Raw genomic sequence first — 17,483 nt, 5'->3', positions numbered from 1 at the left:
CCTAGTCCTTCAGCACTTGAGCAGCGTCGTCGCCGATCGAAATGCCGACCTTGTCGCCGTTTTCGAAGCCGCAGCTGGCGCTGCGTGAGTTCTGCTGGCGCACCATGAAGACGTCGCCTTCGTCCAGCCGGACATGGATGTGCGTGTCGGTGCCGAAATAGACGATGGTCTCGATCGTGCCGGTCAGGTCGCCGCGGCCTTTGACGAGCTTCGCATGCTCAGGCCGGACCATCAGCGTTGCGTTGCCGCCTGCGCGGAAACCCGCGGCGGCGGTCGCGCAGATCTTCGCACCCGAGCGCAAGGCAATCCGCGCCTGGCCATTGCCTGCACTTTCGACCATGCCGGTCAGGAAATTCGTCTCGCCGATGAAGTCGGCGACGAACCGCTCCGCCGGGTGGTCATAGACGTCCCAGGGCGTGCCGACCTGCAGGATGTTTCCCGCCGACATCACCGCGATGCGGTCCGACATCGTCAGCGCTTCTTCCTGGTCATGGGTGACGAAGATGAAGGTGATACCGGTCTCGTGCTGCAGCCGCTTCAGCTCGATCTGCATCTCCTTGCGCAGCTTGTAGTCGAGCGCCGACAAGGGTTCGTCGAGCAGCAGCACCTTGGGCTGCGGTGCGAGCGCCCTTGCCAATGCCACGCGCTGCTGCTGGCCGCCGGAGATCTGGCTGGTGCGCCGATTTTTGAGCTCTTGCATGTGGACGAGCTTCAGCATCGCGTCGACGCGCGCCTCGATCTCGGCGTTCGGCTTGCCCAGCATCTTCAGGCCAAAGCCGATGTTGTCGGCGACCGTCATGTGCGGGAACAGAGCATAGGACTGGAAGACGGTGTTGACCGGCCGCTTGAACGGCGGCAGCGGCGCGATGTCCTGGCCATAGAGCAGGATTTCGCCGTCAGTCGGATAGTCGAAGCCGGCGATCAGCCGCAGCAGCGTCGTCTTTCCACAGCCGGACGGACCGAGCAGCGTGAAGAATTCATTCTCGCGGATCGCGACGGAGACGTTGTCGAGCGCTCTAACCGATTCCTGACCGGTTCCCCGAAAGATCCTGGTGACACCCTTCGCCTCAACGGCGGGCCGTATGGCTGTCAAGATATTCCCCTCTCCTGCGTGGTCATTCACCGGCGGAAGCCGGCTGACCAACTTGATCCTCACCATCAGGGATAACTATGACTAAACATACAGTCAATATCTTTTTGCGGTCACGAGCAGGCACCGGTCATTGATGATGCGGCCGATGCGTCGGTGAACTCGTCATGATATGGCCAAGGACGAGGCCATTGATGAATTGGGGCAAGTCGTGGTGTGATTGCAGCGGCCTGCAGGGTTTGGTGCGCAAGCGCTTCTATGAAACCGGCGACCCGACCTATCTTGCCTATACATTCTACGGCGACGCCAATTTGCAGGTGGTGGCGCAGTGAGCGGTCGATTTTTGCGTCACATCCTAATGCATGTCGCCCAAAAGTGGCACCGGTTTTGGGGCAACGACATGCATAAAACAAAGACCTAAAGCGCGTCGCCTGAATCCGTTCAATCGCGACGCGCTTTAGACCGCATGGTCGCCGCGATCTGTTGGCGAAACCACTCGAACGTCCGCTCGATGCCTTCCTGGTAGCCGGTTTTCGCTTCCCAGCCAGGAAGGACATGCCTCGCCCAAGTCAGGTCCGGGCATCGGTTGGTTGGATCCTGGGGAACCGGAGGCTGGTGCTCGATGCGGCTGCCAGGAACAAGCGAGCTGACGAATTCAGCGATGCGCAGAACCGAAACCTCGTGATTGTTGCCGATGTTCAGCGGACCACGGTGCGAGATGCTGTCGCGCCAGAAGAAACGTTCCAGTCCTTCGACGATGTCGTCTACATAACCCCAGCTGCGCGATTGGGAACCGTCGCCGTAAACCGTCAGGATCCCTGTCGTCAGAGCCTGGATGACAAAGTTCGAAATGGCGCGGCCGTCGTCGATGCGGGTTCGCGGCCCATATGTGTTGAAAATCCTGACGACACGAACATCAAGCCCGCTGACGCGCTGCTGCTCGAACAGCAATGCCTCGGTGCAGCGCTTGCTTTCATCATAAGAGGCCCTGGGACCGGTGCAGTCCACCGATCCCCTGTAACTCTCGGGTTGCGGGGAAATCTCGGGATCGCCATAAATTTCCGAGGTCGAGGCAAAGCAGAAACGACCGCCGGGCTTGAGCAGCATCAGAAGATTGAGCGCGCCGCCTATGTTGGCCTTGATCGTGCGAACCGGCTCGCGCATGTACCATATCGGCGAAGCAGGCGATGCGAGATGGATGATCTCATCAAAGCGCTGACTGGATGAAAAGCTTTCGGCGTCGGCAATCTGGAGACTGAAACGCGGGTCGGTGACATGCGCAATGTTTTGTCGCGCCCCGGTCCATAGATTGTCGACGACGACCAGCTTTTCCAGATCGCTTCGCCGCAGCAGACGGTCGATCAGATGTGAGCCTACGAAACCGCAGCCACCTGAAACCAACACGCTGCGCGACATGGAAAATTCCCCTCCAGACACTCGGCCAGTCAACGAGCCGCAGGGCTTGTTTCCCAAGAACAACGGATATGAGGCTACCGCCACCGATCCAAAAGCCTATCCGCCGATCAATGCTCTCATCTACGCCGCGAAGGGCCGCAAGTGCAACGAGCAAGCTTTGGCGCACGCCATCGACGCGCGGTGGCCGACCGGCCCGTGCTGAGGAGAAAACTGCTGAGCGATGAATCTGTCGCGAACCGAAGCAGGGCGCCAACCCTGTCGGCCATCGGGCAGATGATCGGTATGTCTTTGGGAGTTACAGCGCCCTTTGCGGGCATGGCGTTCCGGCTGCATCGCCGCAGCGCGACGCGGTGGGCTGAGGCCGGAAGCTCATCTCTTCGGACTGGCGCACGAGTGCGGCGAAGACAAGAGCGAAACTTCCCAGCATCAGAAAGACGATGATCAGGCGTGCTACCGGCAATATGTCGGCCTCAACTGGCTAGGCCCCACGCCACCCATCCACTGTCGGCTAACATGACCGATGCGGCTTTACGAGAGCTTAAGCCCGGTCTTAACCATCACATTCGCGTCGCCTTTGACATGATGCGCGAACGGCAGGTCCGCATCTCGCCGTTTTGCCACCGCCTCGCCGGCTGCAACAACGGCTCTCTTTGCAGACGTACCCTGCCCATGCTACCCCGGCGTTGGCGCGGCCCGGTAACCGGCCGCCGCCAACCGGTCGTCATCGGGGAGCCATGAGCCAAGCCGTCAGCCGCATCGCCTTCGTCTCGTCCGACACTGCTGACGCCAAGACGGCGCTGGAAAGCCTGTCGGCGCGCTATGGACAGTCCTCCATCGAGGATGCCGGGATCGTCGTCGCCCTTGGCGGTGACGGCTTCCTGCTGCAGACCCTGCGCGACACGATGGGGACGGGCAAGAAGGTCTACGGCATGAACCGTGGCACCATCGGTTTCCTGATGAATGAATATCGTTCCGGTGGCCTCACCGAGCGTCTCGCGGCCGCCGTCGCCGAAACGATCCGCCCGCTGGAGATGCTGGCGGTGACTTCGGAAGGCGAAACGGTTTCGGCGCTGGCGATCAACGAGGTGGCGCTCTGGCGCCAATCCTATCAGACGGCCAAGATCCGTATCACCGTCGACGAGCAGGTACGGCTCGAGGAACTAAGCTGTGACGGCGTGATGATCGCGACGCCGGCCGGGTCCACCGCCTACAATCTTTCCGCGCATGGGCCGATCCTGCCGCTCGACGCGCCACTCTTGGCGCTGACCCCGGTCAGCCCGTTTCGCCCGCGCCGCTGGCGCGGCGCGCTGCTCTCCAACAAGGCGACCGTGCGCTTCGACATCCTCGAGCCGGAAAAGCGGCCAGTTAACGCCGCCGCCGACCATACCGAGGTCAAGGCAGTGACCTCGGTAACGGTGCGGGAATCACCAACCGCGACCGCAACATTGCTGTTCGATCCCAATCATTCCTGGAACGAACGCATTCTCGCAGAGCAGTTCCGCTACTGAGCCGGCGCAGCTACCGACACCTCGATTAAGCATTGCGATTAAGGTTACAACTTCACAATCGTGCCATTGCCGCCCGTTTCTGTTGACAAATCGTGGGCTTGCGCCTAATCGCAATACCAATCTTGCAGGCGCGTGGCGCTTGCCGCGACAGACGCCGTTGCGCTTCCCCGAACCAGCCAAAGACAACAACACTTGTCCTCAGACACCACGATCGCTCCAGAAGCGTTGACATTTTCAGACCTCGGCCTGTCGCCGAAGGTCCTTTCCGCAGTCACCGATGCCGGCTACACCCAGCCGACTCCGATCCAGGCCGGCGCCATACCGCACGCCTTGCTCGGCAAGGATATTTTGGGCATCGCCCAGACCGGCACCGGCAAGACGGCTTCCTTCGTGCTGCCAATGCTGACCCGCCTCGAAAAAGGCCGGGCCCGCGCCCGCATGCCGCGCACGCTGATCCTGGAGCCGACCCGCGAGCTCGCCGCACAGGTCGAAGAGAATTTCATCAGATACGGCAAGAACCACAAGCTCAACATCGCGCTCTTGATCGGCGGTGTCTCGTTCGACGAACAGGACAAGAAGCTGGAGCGTGGCGCCGACGTGCTGATCGCGACACCCGGCCGCCTGCTCGACCACCGCGAGCGCGGCAAGCTGTTGCTCAACGGCGTCGAGATCCTCGTCATCGACGAAGCGGACCGTATGCTCGACATGGGCTTCATCCCCGACATCGAGCGCATCTGCGAGATGATCCCGTTCACCAGACAGACGCTGTTCTTCTCGGCGACAATGCCGCCGGAAATCACCAAGCTCACCGAGAAATTCCTGCACGCGCCGGTGCGCGTCGAAGTCTCGAAGGCTGCGTCGGCCGCCACCAACATCATCCAGCGCCTGGTCAAATCCGGTTCCAAGCCCTGGGACAAGCGCGAGACGCTGCGCAACCTGATGAAGGCCGAGGACGCGGAGCTGAAGAACGCCATCATCTTCTGCAACCGCAAGGTCGAGGTGTCCGAGCTGTTCCGCTCGCTGCTGAAGTATGATTTCGACGCCGGCGCGCTGCATGGCGACATGGACCAGCGTGCGCGCATGCAGATGCTGGCCAATTTCCGCGACGGCAAGCTGCGCTATCTGGTCGCTTCCGACGTCGCCGCACGTGGCCTCGACATCCCTGACGTCAGCCACGTCTTCAATTATGACGTACCGATCCATGCCGAGGACTATGTCCACCGCATCGGCCGCACCGGCCGCGCCGGGCGCTCGGGCAAATCCTTCACCATCGCGACCAAGTCGGACACCAAGTATATCGACGCCATCGAGCGGCTGATCGGCAACAAGATCGAGTGGCATGATGGCGACCTGTCGACAGTGGTCGCCAGCGAAGGCGGCGAGGACGATGCTCCGCGCCGTGGCAAAGGCGCACCGCGCCGCGCCGGCCGCAAGGACGACGATCGCAAGGACAGGGGCGAGCGCAAACCACGCGAACGCCACGCCAGGCACAGCGAAGATGCGGCACCGGCAACGGTACGCGAGGATCAGCCCGTGGTGGCTGAGGTCGAAGTCGCCGACATCGGTGAACGACGCGCGCGCAAGGATGCGATCCGCTCGGAAAACACCGAGCGCAAATCGTCCGATCGTAACGAACAGCGCGCTCCGGAACGTGGTGACACCAGGCCGCAGCGCGACAGCAATCGCCCTGCCCGCCACCGCCAGGAAGACAATGACACCACCGTCGGCTTCGGCGACGACATGCCGGCCTTCATGCGGATCGTCGCCAAGGTCTGATACCATAGAGCCGCGCGTCCCGAGGATGCGCAGCTTTCTTGGAGCCCGCTCCGGAGCCATGCGCGGTAACCGCAAAACAGGCCCGGTCACTCTTAACCTGGGCAATTCAAATAGCCGGTCGATGCTACAGGCTTTTGAGTTCCAGGCGGGATGCCAATAAATCCAGAAACGCGCGAACCTTGGCCGAAGATGACCGGCCTTCCTGCCACAAGGCATGGATCGGCACGGGCGCCGGCTCGAATTCCGTCAAAACCAGCTCGACGCGACCATCGTCCACCAAATGTCTGATCTGCCAAAGCGGCGAGAAGCCCAAACCCAGTCCGTGGATTGCGGCGGCATAGACCGAGGTCATCAGATTGGAGCGAAAAGCGCCTGCGACCTTCACGGTCCGGGGTTTCCCGTCGATCTGAAACGTCCATTCACCTGGACGCTCGTTAACGGTTCTGATGATACAACCGTGCTCACTCAGTTCGAAGGGATGGGTCGGCCGGCCGCACCGCGCAAAATAGGAAGGCGCGCCGAACACAACGCGCCGCAACGCCCCCAGGCGTTTGGCTTTCAAGTTGGAATCCGGCAAGTCGCCGATGCGTATTGCCAGATCGAGACCTTCGGCACCAAGATCGGCAAATCCATCGGAAAGTTGAAGATCGACCTCGACCCGGGGATACGTCCGCATGTATTCGGCGATGACAGGCATCAGGACGTTCGGGCCAAACAGAACTGGCGCCCCGACGCGCAGGACGCCTGATGGCTCCGATCGTTGATTGATCGCTTGAAGTCTTGCGTCGTTTATTTCGTCGACCGCGGGTTTGATCCGATTGAAAAAGGCTGCCCCGACTTCACTCGGTGTCGAGCGACGCGTTGTCCTGTGGACCAGCTCGACGCCGACTGATTCCTCCAGCGCCGCCAAGGACCGGCTGACCGACTGCAGCGAGCGGTTCAGCCGGCGCGCGGCAGTCGTCAGACTTCCATGCTCGATGATCGCGATGAAAGCCTCGAAATCGTCTATCCGGCTCATACATTCTCCCGGCAATCGACATAATCTATCGCAAAATCGGACAATTGTAACGCCGATTGCGACATCGTACCTCCCTGTAAGTTGTCCCGCGAGGACAGGCTTGTGGGAAGGGAGTTGTCATGCAAGCACTCAATCCAACCGTGCTGGTTGTTGGCGCCAGCGGTCGATTCGCCGGACTGGTCGTGCCCGAACTTGTGCGCCGCAATGCCACGGTTCGAGCGCTCGTCCATGATCCGGCGAACGCCGAGAAGGCCCGAATGCTAGGCGCATCCGAGGTCGCCACTGGCGATTTGCGCAATCGCCGGAGCCTCGAAAGAGCCGTCGAGGGCGTCGCCGGGGTCTTCCATATTGGACCGGCCTTTGCCCCCGATGAAGCCGCCATGGGGGTTGCCATGGTTGAGGCTGCGGCGCAGGCGGGCGTTCAAAAATTCGTCTTCTCGTCGGTGATCCAGCCGACCAATACGAAGCTGGAAAACCATGCGAGCAAGGTGCCCGTCGAGGACGCTCTCTACTCGACAACGATGGAATACACGATCCTGCACCCGGCCAATTTCATGCAGAATATCGCAGCGGCCTGGCCGTCCGTCGTTGAGCATGGTGTTTTCTCGGAACCGTTTCCAAAGACAGCGAAGGTGGCGCGTGTCGACTACCGCGATGTTGCCGAAGTGGCAGCGATCGCATTGACCGAAGCGCGACTGTCCTATGCGACGATCGAATTATGCGCGGGTATGCATAGCCGGGAAGAGATCGCGTCAATAATGGGAGAGGAACTTGGCCGCCCGGTCTTCGCGGGCGAGCCGACATTTGCCGAGTGGGCCGCGAATGCCCGCCTCCCCTACAGTGACCGCCAGATGCAATTGTTGGCCAAGGTATATGGCCACTACGCCGACTATGGCCTTGGCGGGAACAGTCTGACATTGCGCACCGCCTTGGGCCGGGAACCGCGTTCGTTGCGCAGCTTCATTCGGAACCTGGCCCTGCGAACGGCGCATGCCACCTGATCGCGCTCAGCCGCGCATACGTCCACTTTCTGAACAGGAGATACTTGATGCGAGCGTTATCGGACAAGGTTTTGAAATCGAGGAAACTACCGCCCTCCTACAATGCGCTGGTAATGCCATTCGTTCTTTCCATCCTGATGTCGTGCATTGTATCCGCGGTATCGACGCTGATCAATGCGGGCTGGACAACCGGTTTCGTGGCGACCTGGCCGTATGCATGGGGAGCATCATGGCTTGTGGCGTTTCCAAGTCTGCTGCTGGTCTTGCCGATCGTGCGCCGGATCGTTGCGGCAATTGTCGATCAGCCGACCTCGTCCTGACGGCATCGCCAACAAAGGCAAGCCGGCCATCCGGCTTGCCCCTGCGTATGCTCCAAGCCCGGCTCACCCGTTACATCGGGCCAGGCATCATCTTGGTCGGTTTCTCCAGCATCGGAAACTCGGCCTTGTTGCATTTCACATTCGGGTTCGTCGGACTGAACATGCCGTTCGGATTGTCCCCGAGCCAGGCGTGAAGATCGTAGTGGACGAACTCCCTTGGGATGAGCGGATAGTGTCCCTCCATCGGGCCCATGAAGGTTTGGCCAAACAGCTTCGGCGGCGCTTTGATGTCCGGCGTCAGCGGCACCAGCCATTCCACCCCGACCAGGCGCAGGCCTTTTTTCGTCGGTTCGTAGATCAGCACATTGGGGTGCATCGGATCGAGTTTCTGGCCGATACTTGGGACGTTGACGAAATGGATACCCATGGCGCCTTTCGGGTAATCCATCGCGCCGGGTATCTTTTCTCCGCTGTAGTAGACGCAGCCGACTGTCGACAGATAGAGGTCGCGGACGGCGGCGGTGTAGTCCTCATATTTGGCGAGCGACTTTTTTAAGGCGTCGATGTCGGCTTTGTTGGCGTCCTCGGCCCCAGCCGTAGCGACGCCCAACCATGCGCCTATAAGACTTGTTAAAGCCAGGACGCCGCAACGCCCAAGGCTGGCTGTTCTTATCATGCATTCCTCCCAGATTTTCTGATCTGGCCGTGCAAGACCGAGGCGGGGAAAAACTGCTGATTGCGCGGCCAGTTGTACCGCCTCATCCCTCCGGAACAGGGACGATGCTATTCCTTTCCATGGTTGCGGGAAACTAGTTAATTAGAACTAGCTAATTCTCTAAATCGCGTCGCGTCGAAACGGATTCATGCGACGCGCTTTGAGCCTTTGTTTCTATGCATGTCGTTGTCTCGAACCGGCACCACTTTTGAGCGACATGCATTAGTGCGCCAATCTGCGCCGACGTCCGTTCAAACAAAAACGGCCCCACGTGGGGCCGTTTTGCATTCGCTTGCCAACAGATCAGGTGAGCGGCGACAGCTGGATCTCGACGCGGCGGTTCTGGGCGCGGCCTTCGGCCGTCGCATTGGACGCGACCGGGCGCGTCTTGCCAAAGCCGGTGACGGCGAAGCGGCGCTGATCGACGCCCTGGCCGGACAGGTAGTTGGCCACCGCCAGCGCGCGACGCTGCGACAGATCGAAATTGTGCTGGTCGCCGCCGGTCGAATCGGTGTGGCCGAAAACGTCGACCGTGGTCTGCTTGAACTTCTTCAACACCAGCGCGACCGAGTTCAGCACTTGGTAGAAGCCGGGCTTCACCGCATCCTGATCCGTGTTGAAGGTGATGTCGGACGGCATGTTGAGGATGATCTGGTCGCCGCTGCGGGTGACGCTGACACCAGTGCCCTCGAGCTGCCGGCGCAGCTCGGCCTCGTTCTGGTCCATGGTAGCGCCGATGGCACCGCCGGCAAGCGCGCCGATGCCCGCGCCGATCAGCGCGTTGCGGCGGTCGTTGCCGCCGGCAAGCAGGCCAAGGCTGGCACCCGCCAGGGCGCCAAGGCCGGCACCAGCGGCGGTGTTGGAAATCTTCTGATCGCCCGTGTACGGATCGGTGGTGGTGCAGGCGCTCACAAGCAAAGCCGTCGCCACGACGACGAGCACAGTCTTTTTCATAGGATCGTCCCTCTCCAAGTCACGCCATTGCGATGGCGCCAAATCAGCCCTTCCCGCGACTTGTAACATGAAATGCGGCGAAAAACGGAACGGCAAAAGCTGCCGCCGCGGCTTTTCCCCGGCGCCAATTGGCCGGTCGCCCTCCTGCCGAGGTTACCAGAGGTTCTTGCCGTCGATGACCACCACTTCGACCTTGTCGAGATCGAAATCATCGAACAGCCGCGAATTGACGCTGATCTTGGGATTGTCGAAATCCGGCTCGCCTGTCGACCAGTCCGGCGTCTCCGTGAAAGTGCCGCAGCCGCACGTGGCGCAAAAACCGTGCTTTACGGTTTTCGACCCCCACTGGTAGACAGAAACGTTGTCCGGCGGGCTGGTGAGCTTGAATTGCGACGGGAGGTAGTAGGCCCACAGCGAGCCGCGTTTCGAGCAGAACGAACAGGTGCATTGCGTTACCGTCTGCGGTGCCTGCGAAACCTCGAATGTCGTCGCCTTGCAGTGACAGCTTGCCTTGATGGTCATCAACGAACTCCCTCCTGTCGCCCGCCGCCTGGTGCGGCAAAAGCAGCATAAACAGGCGCTCCTGACAACTGTCTGTCAGCAGACCACCAGACACGCTGGCGCAGCGCAAAAAATGACGCGTCGGCCTAAACTTTCTGGCCAGGCCTAAAGCGCGTGGCGTCGAAACGGATTCATGCGACGCGCTTTAAGTCTTTGTTTCCATGCATGTCGTTTTGAGCGACATGCATTAGTAGGATGACGGTGGCACGAACAGGCAGATGGTCTTGCCGGCATCGAGTCCGGCTTCATGCGCGCACCAATGGAATTCGCCGTCGGGCGAATCCTTGATCCGTCTGTCGCTGTAGGCCAACACCTCCCCGGTGTCCTTGATGACATAGCCATCCGGGCGCTCGCTGATCGAGGTCTGCGACACTTCATGGCAATCGTAGTTGGCGCAGCAGGCGAACGGATAGCTCCAGCCTTGCGGCTTCGCCGCGGTCGGCTTGGCGTCATGCGCCAGCGCCGGCGCCGACAGCATTGCTATCATTGGAATTGCGAGCAGGGAAAACAGGAGTCGGCCGGCCGGGTGAACGGCTTTGGCCGATCTGGGTGTGGCAGCAGACATGGAAACGTTCCTTTCAAACGAGCATCAAGCGTTTCGCTTGCCCGTTCCCGGAACGTGTCTTCCCAGCGGCTGGATCATCAGCTAGCAGATATGCCGCGCCCAGCCATAAATGCTTTTTGTCTCCCCTCAATGCCGTGATGGTGAGCGCAAATGTGAGTCGGCGCAAGAAATTGCTACGTGGCCGGCCGACGCCTATTCGTCGACAGCTCCGACGACATGCTCTTGATATTGCGGCAGGTCGTCGGTGATGGTGAACCAGCCCGCCTTGGAGCCGACGAAGATATGAGCGGACGGGCGGATGGACGGATCGTCGGCAAGGGTTCCCATCGCCACGTGGACAAAAGCCCCCTCGCGAACGAGCGAGTAGAGTAACGAACCGCACAGCCCGCAATGCGCATCATGGCCGCTTTGATCACCAAAGATCAGAAGCTTGTCCTCGCCTTCGGTGAGGACAAATTTCTCGCGCTCGATACCGGCGAATGGCTTGAAGGCCGAACCCGTGGTTCGTCGGCAATTGGAACAGTGGCAGTTGGCCGCGTAAACAAATTCGTCCCGAACGGCGTATTGCACAGCGCCGCACAGACATTTTCCGACAAGCTTGCGAGCCATCGCTTATCCCGGTCTATATGAGGTCGCGGTTCTATCTGTTTGTTTGAGCATGATTTCTGGACAAACGGTTTCCGTTTGTCCGAGAAAACCGGTACCCACTTTTCGGGATCATGCTCCAAGGATTAATCCAGATCCGCCACCGCTTCACCCGCGCCGCCTTCGATACGCTGCGACAATGAGGCTTCCATGAAATCGTCGAGGTCGCCATCGAGCACGCTCGACGGGCTGGTGCTCTCGACGCCGGTGCGAAGATCCTTCACCAGCTGGTAGGGCTGCAGCACATAGGAGCGGATCTGGTGACCCCAGCCGATATCGCTCTTCGACGCTTCGGTGGCGTTCGCAACCGCCTCGCGCTTCTTCAGCTCTTCCTCGTAGAGGCGCGAGCGCAGCATCTCCCACGCCTTGGCCTTGTTCTTGTGCTGCGACCGTTCGGCCTGGCATGCGACCGCGATGCCGGTGGCAAGGTGGGTGATGCGCACCGCCGAATCGGTGGTGTTGACGTGCTGGCCGCCCGAGCCGGACGAGCGATAGGTGTCGATGCGGACATCGGATTCGGAAACGTCGATCTCGATCGTGTCATCGATGACCGGATAGACCCAGATGCTGGCGAACGACGTATGCCGGCGCGCATTGCTGTCATAGGGCGAAATGCGCACCAGGCGATGAACGCCCGATTCCGTCTTCAGCCAGCCATAGGCGTTGTGGCCCTTGATGAGCAGCGTGGCGGACTTGATGCCGGCCTCTTCGCCGTCATGCACTTCCAGCACTTCGACCTTGAAGCGGCGCCGCTCGGCCCAGCGCGTGTACATGCGCAAAAGCATCGAAGCCCAGTCCTGGCTTTCGGTGCCGCCGGCGCCGGCATGGACTTCAAGATAGGTGTCGTTGGCGTCGGCCTCGCCCGACAGCAGCGTCTCGATCTGGCGGGCCTTTGCTTCGCCGCGCATCGAGCGGATCGCTGCTTCCGCCTCGGCGATGACGCCTTCGTCGCGCTCTTCCTCACCGAGCTCGATCAGGCCGATATTGTCTTCCAGCGCCTGCGTCAGGCCTTTCACCGAGGCGATGCCTTCCTCGAGGCCCTGGCGCTCGCGCATCAGCTTCTGCGCTTCCAGCGGTTCGTTCCAGAGGCTGGCCTCCTCGGCGCGCACGTTGAGGTATTCAAGCCGCTTTATGGCCTGATCCCAGTCAAAGATGCCTCCTCAGCAGGGTAATCGCCTGCCTGATCTCGTCGACAATATTCTGCGTTTCCGCGCGCATGGCTGGCTGTTCTGTCCTGTTTGCTGAAATCGGTCGGCGCGATACATAGGCAGGCCGCCGCCGGCTGTAAAGCAAAATGGGCTGGCGCAAGGCCAGCCCATCCGCTCATGAAAATCGTCAGTAGAGGCCGCCGCCGCCGGACTGGATGGCCTGGTTGGCCTGCGGCGACAGCGCACCGCCGGTGGCATTGGAGCCGTCGGCGCCCATGCCGATCACCCAATAGCTGTCGGCGGGTCCGGTACCCGGCTTGAAGGCTTCGATGATGGTGCCGGGATCGCCCGAAGCGGCACGCATGCCGGTCTTGCGATTGATGGCGACCAGATTCATGCCTTCCGGCACCTTGAAGTCGACATTTGGCGTGCCATCCAGCGCCACCCGCATGAAGTCCTTGAAGATAGGTGCCGCGAGACCACCACCGGTAGCGCCATGGCCGAGGCCGCGCGGCGTGTCGTAGCCCATGTAGAGGCCGACGACGAGGTTGGGCGTAAAGCCGATGAACCAGGCGTCCTTTTCGTCGTTCGTCGTTCCGGTCTTACCGGCGATGTGGCGGCCGAGTTCGCCGATGGTGGCGCCGGTGCCGCGCTGCACAACACCTTCCATCATCGAGGTGATCTGATAGGCGGTCATCGGATCGAGCACCTGCTCGGAATTGTCGACCAGTTCCGGTTCCGGCTGGTTCTGCCATTCGGGCGCATTGCAGCCCTGGCAGCCACGTTCGTCCTGCTTGAACACCGTCTTGCCGTAGCGGTCCTGGATGCGGTCGATCAGCGACGGCTTGATCGACTTGCCGCCATTGGCCATGATAGAGTAGGCCGACACCATGCGCATCACGGTCGTTTCGCCGGAGCCCAGCGCCATCGGCAGATATGGCGCAAGATGGTCGTAGACACCAAAACGCTCGGCATATTCGACGACCAGCTTCATGCCCATGTCGTTGGCAAGCCGCACAGTCATCAGGTTGCGCGACTTCTCGATGCCGGAGCGCAATGTGGCCGGACCAGCAACGGTGCCGTCATAGTTCTTCGGCGTCCAGGTTGTGTTGCCGCTCTGGATGGTGATCGGCCCGTCCATGATCACCGAGGCCGGTGTATAGCCATTGTCGAGTGCTGCCGAATAGACGATCGGCTTGAACGAGGAACCAGGCTGGCGCATGGCTTGCGTCGCGCGGTTGAATTCGGACTGCGCGTAGGAGAAGCCGCCGACCATGGCCAGCACGCGGCCGGTATGCGGATCCATGGCGATCAGGCCGCCCTCCACCTCGGGAACCTGGCGCAGGCTGTAGGCGCCATCGGCGCCATCGTTCTTCTGCACGAAGATGACGTCGCCCGGCTTCAACACGTCGGCCGGCGACTTGGCCTTGACGGTCTTGCCGTCGACCACATGGCGCATGGCGAACCCCATGTCATCCTTGCTGACGGTGCCTTCGACGCGTTCCTTGACGATCTCGCCCGACGCCTGGCGCGCCGGCTGGAGGCCGATCGACAGGCCGGCCTCCGAACTGTCGAGCACGACGGCCAGCGACCATTCGGGGACATCCTCCAGCCCCTTGACGTTGCCCAGCGGCACGCCCCAGTCGCCGGACACGTCGATGGTCGTCACCGGTCCGCGATAACCGCGCAGCGTGTCGTATTTCATCAACCCGTTCTGCATCGCCTTGCGGGCGATGAGCTGAACCTTCGGATCAAGCGTCGTGCGGACGGAAAGGCCGCCTTCGTAAAGCGCATTCTCGCCGTAACGGGCGATGATCTGGCGGCGCACCTCCTCGGTGAAGTACTCGCCGGCAAAGAGATAGGTGCCGTTGCGGCGCGGCGTCACGCCCAGAGGCTCGGCCTTGGCCTTGGCGCCTTCCTCACGCGTCACGTAGCCATTCTCGACCATCTGGTCGATGACCCAGTTGCGGCGCTCCAGCGCGCGATCGGCATGCTTGAAAGGATGGTAGTTGTTCGGTCCCTTCGGCAGCGACGCCAGATAGGCAGCCTCGGCCACGGTCAGTTCGTTGACCGACTTGTCGAAATAAGTCAGCGCCGCACCGGCGACGCCATAGGCGCCGAAGCCGAAAAAGATTTCGTTGAGGTAGAGCTCGAGAATACGATCCTTGGGATAGGCCTGCTCGATGCGGAAGGCGAGGATCATCTCCTTGATCTTACGCTCATAGGTCTGGTCCGAGGACAACAGGAAGTTCTTCGCCACCTGCTGGGTGATCGTCGAGGCGCCGACCTGGCGCTTGCCAGAGCCAAAATTCTGCAGGTTGACGATGATGGCGCGGCCAAGGCCGGTCACGTCGATGCCGGGGTGATTGTAGAAGTTCTTGTCTTCGGCGGACAGGAAGGCCGCCTTGACGCGATCCGGTATAGCCTGGATCGGCAGGTACAGGCGCCGCTCGCGGGCATATTCGGCCATCAGCGCGCCGTCCGAGGCATGGATGCGGGTGGTCACTGGCGGCTCGTATTTGGCCAGCACCTCGTAGTCGGGCAGATCCTTCGCCAAATGGCCGATGTAGATCGCAACGCCCGCCGCGACCAGAAGGGCCAGCGTCGTGCCGATGCCGAAAAAATAGCCAATGAGACGAATCATACCCGCTCCAGTCCTTGGTTCGGGAATTTCCTAAACGAAGCCGCCTTCCACGCAAGCTTTCGAGCCGGTCCCAATCCGCAATCGAAAACCCATGTCGCCACCATGTGGACAAAATACGGCAATGCCTGAATTCGTGACCGCAAGCCGGAAATAAATGGCACAAGCTGTTGTCGCCGCGCAACGCTGCCTCTGGTCGTGGGCGACGCCGAGCATGTCAGCCTCCGGTTCCGGCCCCGGCCCCGGCCTTGGCTGAAGCGAAAAGCGCGACGGCATTGGTTATACTTTGAGCCGCCTTGCCGCGCCAGTCGGCATTGAGCAATTGCGCCTCGTCCTTGGCATTCGAGAGATAACCGAGTTCGACCAGCACGGATGGCACGTCAGGTGCTTTCAGCACCTTGAACCCCGCCGAACGCTGCGGATTGTTGATAAGGCCGACGCTGGTCGAAAGCTGGCCGACCAGCGTGTGGGCGAAACTCATCGAGAAATTGTGCGTTTCGCGGCGGATCAGGTCGATCAGGATGTCGGTGACTTCCTTGTTGTCGTTCTTGATTTCCATGCCGGCGAACTGGTCGGAGAGATTTTCGCGGTCGGCAAGCGCCTGCGCCTCGGGATCCGAAGCCTTGTCGGAAACGGTGTAAACGGTGGCGCCGCGAATGCCCTTGACGCTGATTGTGTCGGCGTGGATCGAGATAAGCAGGTCGGCCTCGTGCTGTCGTGCAATGCGCACGCGATCATCCAAACGCAGGAATTCGTCGGTACTGCGCGTCATGAACACATCATATTTGCCGACGGCCGCCAGCTTGTCGCGCAACTCGGTGGCGAAGGCGAGCGTGACGTTCTTTTCGACGGTGCCGTTCAGGCCCTCGGCGCCGCCGTCGACACCGCCATGGCCTGGATCGATGACGACGGTGAAGCGATGGCCCGGATTGGAGACCGGTCCGGTGCCGACCCGCCCTCCCTTGTCGGTCGAAACTGTCGATCCGGTGGTCAGCGCCTGATTGGCAAGTGCCGCGTCGAACTCGCGTTCGGAGACTGCCGACATGTCGATTGCGATGCGGTAGCCGGTTCCGTCCTCGTTCTTGAGCACATCGAGCTTGTCGACGGCAAACGGTCCCTTGCCGGTGAGGATCAGCCGCGAAACGCCCTCGCCGAGCTCGCCCAGGCGCACGCCCCTGACCAGGCCGCGCGCCTTCAAGTCCTTGGCGTTGATGGCGAATCTCGTATTCGCAAGATCGATCACAAGACGATTGGGGCCGCGCAGGAGGAACCATTTGACGTCAGGTTCGCGATCGAAATCGATGACGATGCGCATCTTGGTGGCATCGCCCGCCATCTTGTAGCCTTTTGCCACGAGCGGTGCGTCGGCGGCATTGGCAACTGAGGACGAAGCGGAAGAGACCGCCAGCAACAGCAGAAGGCAAAAGGCACTGATGATCTGGCCGCCAACACGACATCCCTTGTCTGTGAAGTCTGCCAGTCCCATTTCTCTTCCAGTCGCTCCCGGTTTGGCGCCAGGCGCCCGCTGTTTCGCCGAAGTGCCGGTTAGGCCGCGAACTCGATTAACGATTGGTATCCAGAGAAGGTTAACCAAGCCTTTTCATGCAAGGGTCGGACCTGTACTTACGTTACGGAACTGCTTTTTGCCGGCATCGGAAATCGGGGTTGCCTTCCACCCCGCCAAATCATAAAAGCGATAGTGGATCACTGCAATCCTGGAACCGCCCTCCTCCGCAGCTTCCTGCTACAGGGTCAGATGAAAAGGCGGCTCCTTTCGCTTCAAGCGAAAAGGGTTCAGGTGATCGCGACGAATTTCGCAGGTGTGCGCCCGTGGCGGGGGAATCGCCTGCGTGAGGAAAACGGCCGGGTTTGTTCCCGCGCCGGCTCTGTATGAGCAAACAAGCTGGTCCGGTTCGTCCGGGCTTTGGTTCAAAAGGTTCTGCTGGTGACGATGGCTTCAAGCGCAATCATGGAAAGGTCCGCATCAAACCGCGCCATTATGGCTGCGGGCGGCACCGCCATGGCGCTCAAGCGGCGGCCGGCGGACATTCAAATATCCGGCACCCACACTCCAGACACGCAGCAGCAGGCATTGCCTCGCAAGCTGCGGCTGACGGCTGCCGGG

Annotated in this window: 17 protein-coding genes; 6 read left to right on the top strand and 11 right to left on the bottom strand. The window is 60.9% G+C overall.

The features are described from left to right. Nucleotide 1: 1 nt before the first annotated feature. Entirely contained in the window at nt 2-1,093 is a 1,092-nt protein-coding gene (locus tag ACFFNA_RS40120) for an ABC transporter ATP-binding protein (RefSeq protein WP_378925936.1), read from the bottom strand. Between the two features lie 191 nt (nt 1,094-1,284). On the opposite strand from ACFFNA_RS40120, the gene ACFFNA_RS40115 reads away from it, so the two are divergent. Next, nucleotides 1,285-1,422 carry a hypothetical protein gene (locus tag ACFFNA_RS40115; RefSeq protein ID WP_378925934.1) on the top strand — a complete coding sequence of 46 codons (138 nt, stop codon included), beginning with the start codon at nt 1,285-1,287 and terminating at the stop codon, nt 1,420-1,422. Nucleotides 1,423-1,531: 109 nt separating this feature from the next. Here the strand turns inward: ACFFNA_RS40115 and ACFFNA_RS40110 are convergent, their stop codons facing one another. After that, entirely contained in the window at nt 1,532-2,506 is a 975-nt protein-coding gene (locus ACFFNA_RS40110; RefSeq protein ID WP_111548596.1) for an NAD-dependent epimerase/dehydratase family protein, read from the bottom strand. Nucleotides 2,507-2,552: 46 nt separating this feature from the next. Here ACFFNA_RS40110 and ACFFNA_RS40105 point away from each other — a divergent pair, with 46 nt between their 5' ends. The 3 genes from ACFFNA_RS40105 (at nt 2,553) to ACFFNA_RS40095 (ending at nt 5,790) form a co-directional block, all read left to right on the top strand. Continuing rightward, on the top strand, nt 2,553-2,708 hold the full coding sequence (locus ACFFNA_RS40105; RefSeq protein ID WP_378925932.1) for a hypothetical protein: 156 nt from the start codon (nt 2,553-2,555) through the stop codon (nt 2,706-2,708). Between the two features lie 532 nt (nt 2,709-3,240). Next, entirely contained in the window at nt 3,241-4,014 is a 774-nt protein-coding gene (locus ACFFNA_RS40100; RefSeq protein ID WP_111548595.1) for an NAD kinase, read from the top strand. 192 nt (nt 4,015-4,206) lie between these two features. Then, entirely contained in the window at nt 4,207-5,790 is a 1,584-nt protein-coding gene (locus ACFFNA_RS40095; protein WP_167458800.1) for a DEAD/DEAH box helicase, read from the top strand. A 124-nt stretch (nt 5,791-5,914) separates the two neighbouring features. On the opposite strand, the gene ACFFNA_RS40090 is transcribed toward ACFFNA_RS40095, so the two are convergent. After that, nucleotides 5,915-6,808 (bottom strand): LysR family transcriptional regulator, encoded by an 894-nt coding sequence (locus ACFFNA_RS40090; protein ID WP_378925929.1) that lies wholly within the window; start codon nt 6,806-6,808, stop codon nt 5,915-5,917. Nucleotides 6,809-6,927: 119 nt separating this feature from the next. Between ACFFNA_RS40090 and ACFFNA_RS40085 the strand changes: the two genes are divergently transcribed. Then, entirely contained in the window at nt 6,928-7,809 is an 882-nt protein-coding gene (locus ACFFNA_RS40085; protein ID WP_378925927.1) for an NmrA/HSCARG family protein, read from the top strand. Between the two features lie 47 nt (nt 7,810-7,856). Next, nucleotides 7,857-8,129, top strand: a complete 273-nt coding sequence (locus ACFFNA_RS40080; RefSeq protein WP_111548591.1) for a DUF2798 domain-containing protein — start codon at nt 7,857-7,859, stop codon at nt 8,127-8,129. A gap of 70 nt (nt 8,130-8,199) precedes the next feature. Here the strand turns inward: ACFFNA_RS40080 and ACFFNA_RS40075 are convergent, their stop codons facing one another. From ACFFNA_RS40075 to ACFFNA_RS40040, 8 genes are all read right to left on the bottom strand, one after another. Then, nucleotides 8,200-8,805: a hypothetical protein gene (locus ACFFNA_RS40075; protein ID WP_378925924.1), complete on the bottom strand. Its 606-nt coding sequence runs from the start codon at nt 8,803-8,805 to the stop codon at nt 8,200-8,202. A 342-nt stretch (nt 8,806-9,147) separates the two neighbouring features. Further along, nucleotides 9,148-9,798: a YiaD family glycine zipper/OmpA-like lipoprotein gene (locus tag ACFFNA_RS40070; RefSeq protein WP_027045634.1), complete on the bottom strand. Its 651-nt coding sequence runs from the start codon at nt 9,796-9,798 to the stop codon at nt 9,148-9,150. A 153-nt stretch (nt 9,799-9,951) separates the two neighbouring features. Next, nucleotides 9,952-10,320 (bottom strand): GFA family protein, encoded by a 369-nt coding sequence (locus tag ACFFNA_RS40065; RefSeq protein ID WP_378925922.1) that lies wholly within the window; start codon nt 10,318-10,320, stop codon nt 9,952-9,954. Between the two features lie 226 nt (nt 10,321-10,546). Next, nucleotides 10,547-10,924 carry a hypothetical protein gene (locus ACFFNA_RS40060; protein ID WP_111548588.1) on the bottom strand — a complete coding sequence of 126 codons (378 nt, stop codon included), beginning with the start codon at nt 10,922-10,924 and terminating at the stop codon, nt 10,547-10,549. A gap of 192 nt (nt 10,925-11,116) precedes the next feature. Continuing rightward, entirely contained in the window at nt 11,117-11,533 is a 417-nt protein-coding gene (locus tag ACFFNA_RS40055; RefSeq protein ID WP_378925920.1) for a GFA family protein, read from the bottom strand. Nucleotides 11,534-11,655: 122 nt separating this feature from the next. Next, nucleotides 11,656-12,787, bottom strand: a protein-coding gene (gene prfB / locus ACFFNA_RS40050; protein WP_378925918.1) for a peptide chain release factor 2 whose coding sequence is annotated in 2 segments (ribosomal slippage) — nt 11,656-12,720 and nt 12,722-12,787 — 1,131 coding nt in all. Because the reading frame shifts where the segments join, the coding sequence is not laid out codon by codon here. A gap of 117 nt (nt 12,788-12,904) precedes the next feature. Beyond that, the gene (locus tag ACFFNA_RS40045) at nt 12,905-15,361 is read right to left on the bottom strand and encodes a penicillin-binding protein 1A (RefSeq protein WP_111548585.1); all 2,457 of its coding nucleotides are present in this window, start codon (nt 15,359-15,361) and stop codon (nt 12,905-12,907) included. 214 nt (nt 15,362-15,575) lie between these two features. Next, nucleotides 15,576-16,844, bottom strand: coding sequence for an N-acetylmuramoyl-L-alanine amidase (locus ACFFNA_RS40040; RefSeq protein ID WP_378925916.1), 1,269 nt, complete (start codon nt 16,842-16,844; stop codon nt 15,576-15,578). Nucleotides 16,845-17,483 lie beyond the last annotated feature (639 nt).

This window comes from Mesorhizobium kowhaii (assembly GCF_042431665.1).
Classification (GTDB): Bacteria; Pseudomonadota; Alphaproteobacteria; order Rhizobiales; family Rhizobiaceae; genus Mesorhizobium; species Mesorhizobium kowhaii.
Note: the sequence above shows the minus strand (reverse complement) of the source record. Positions and strands in the feature narration are given on the sequence as shown.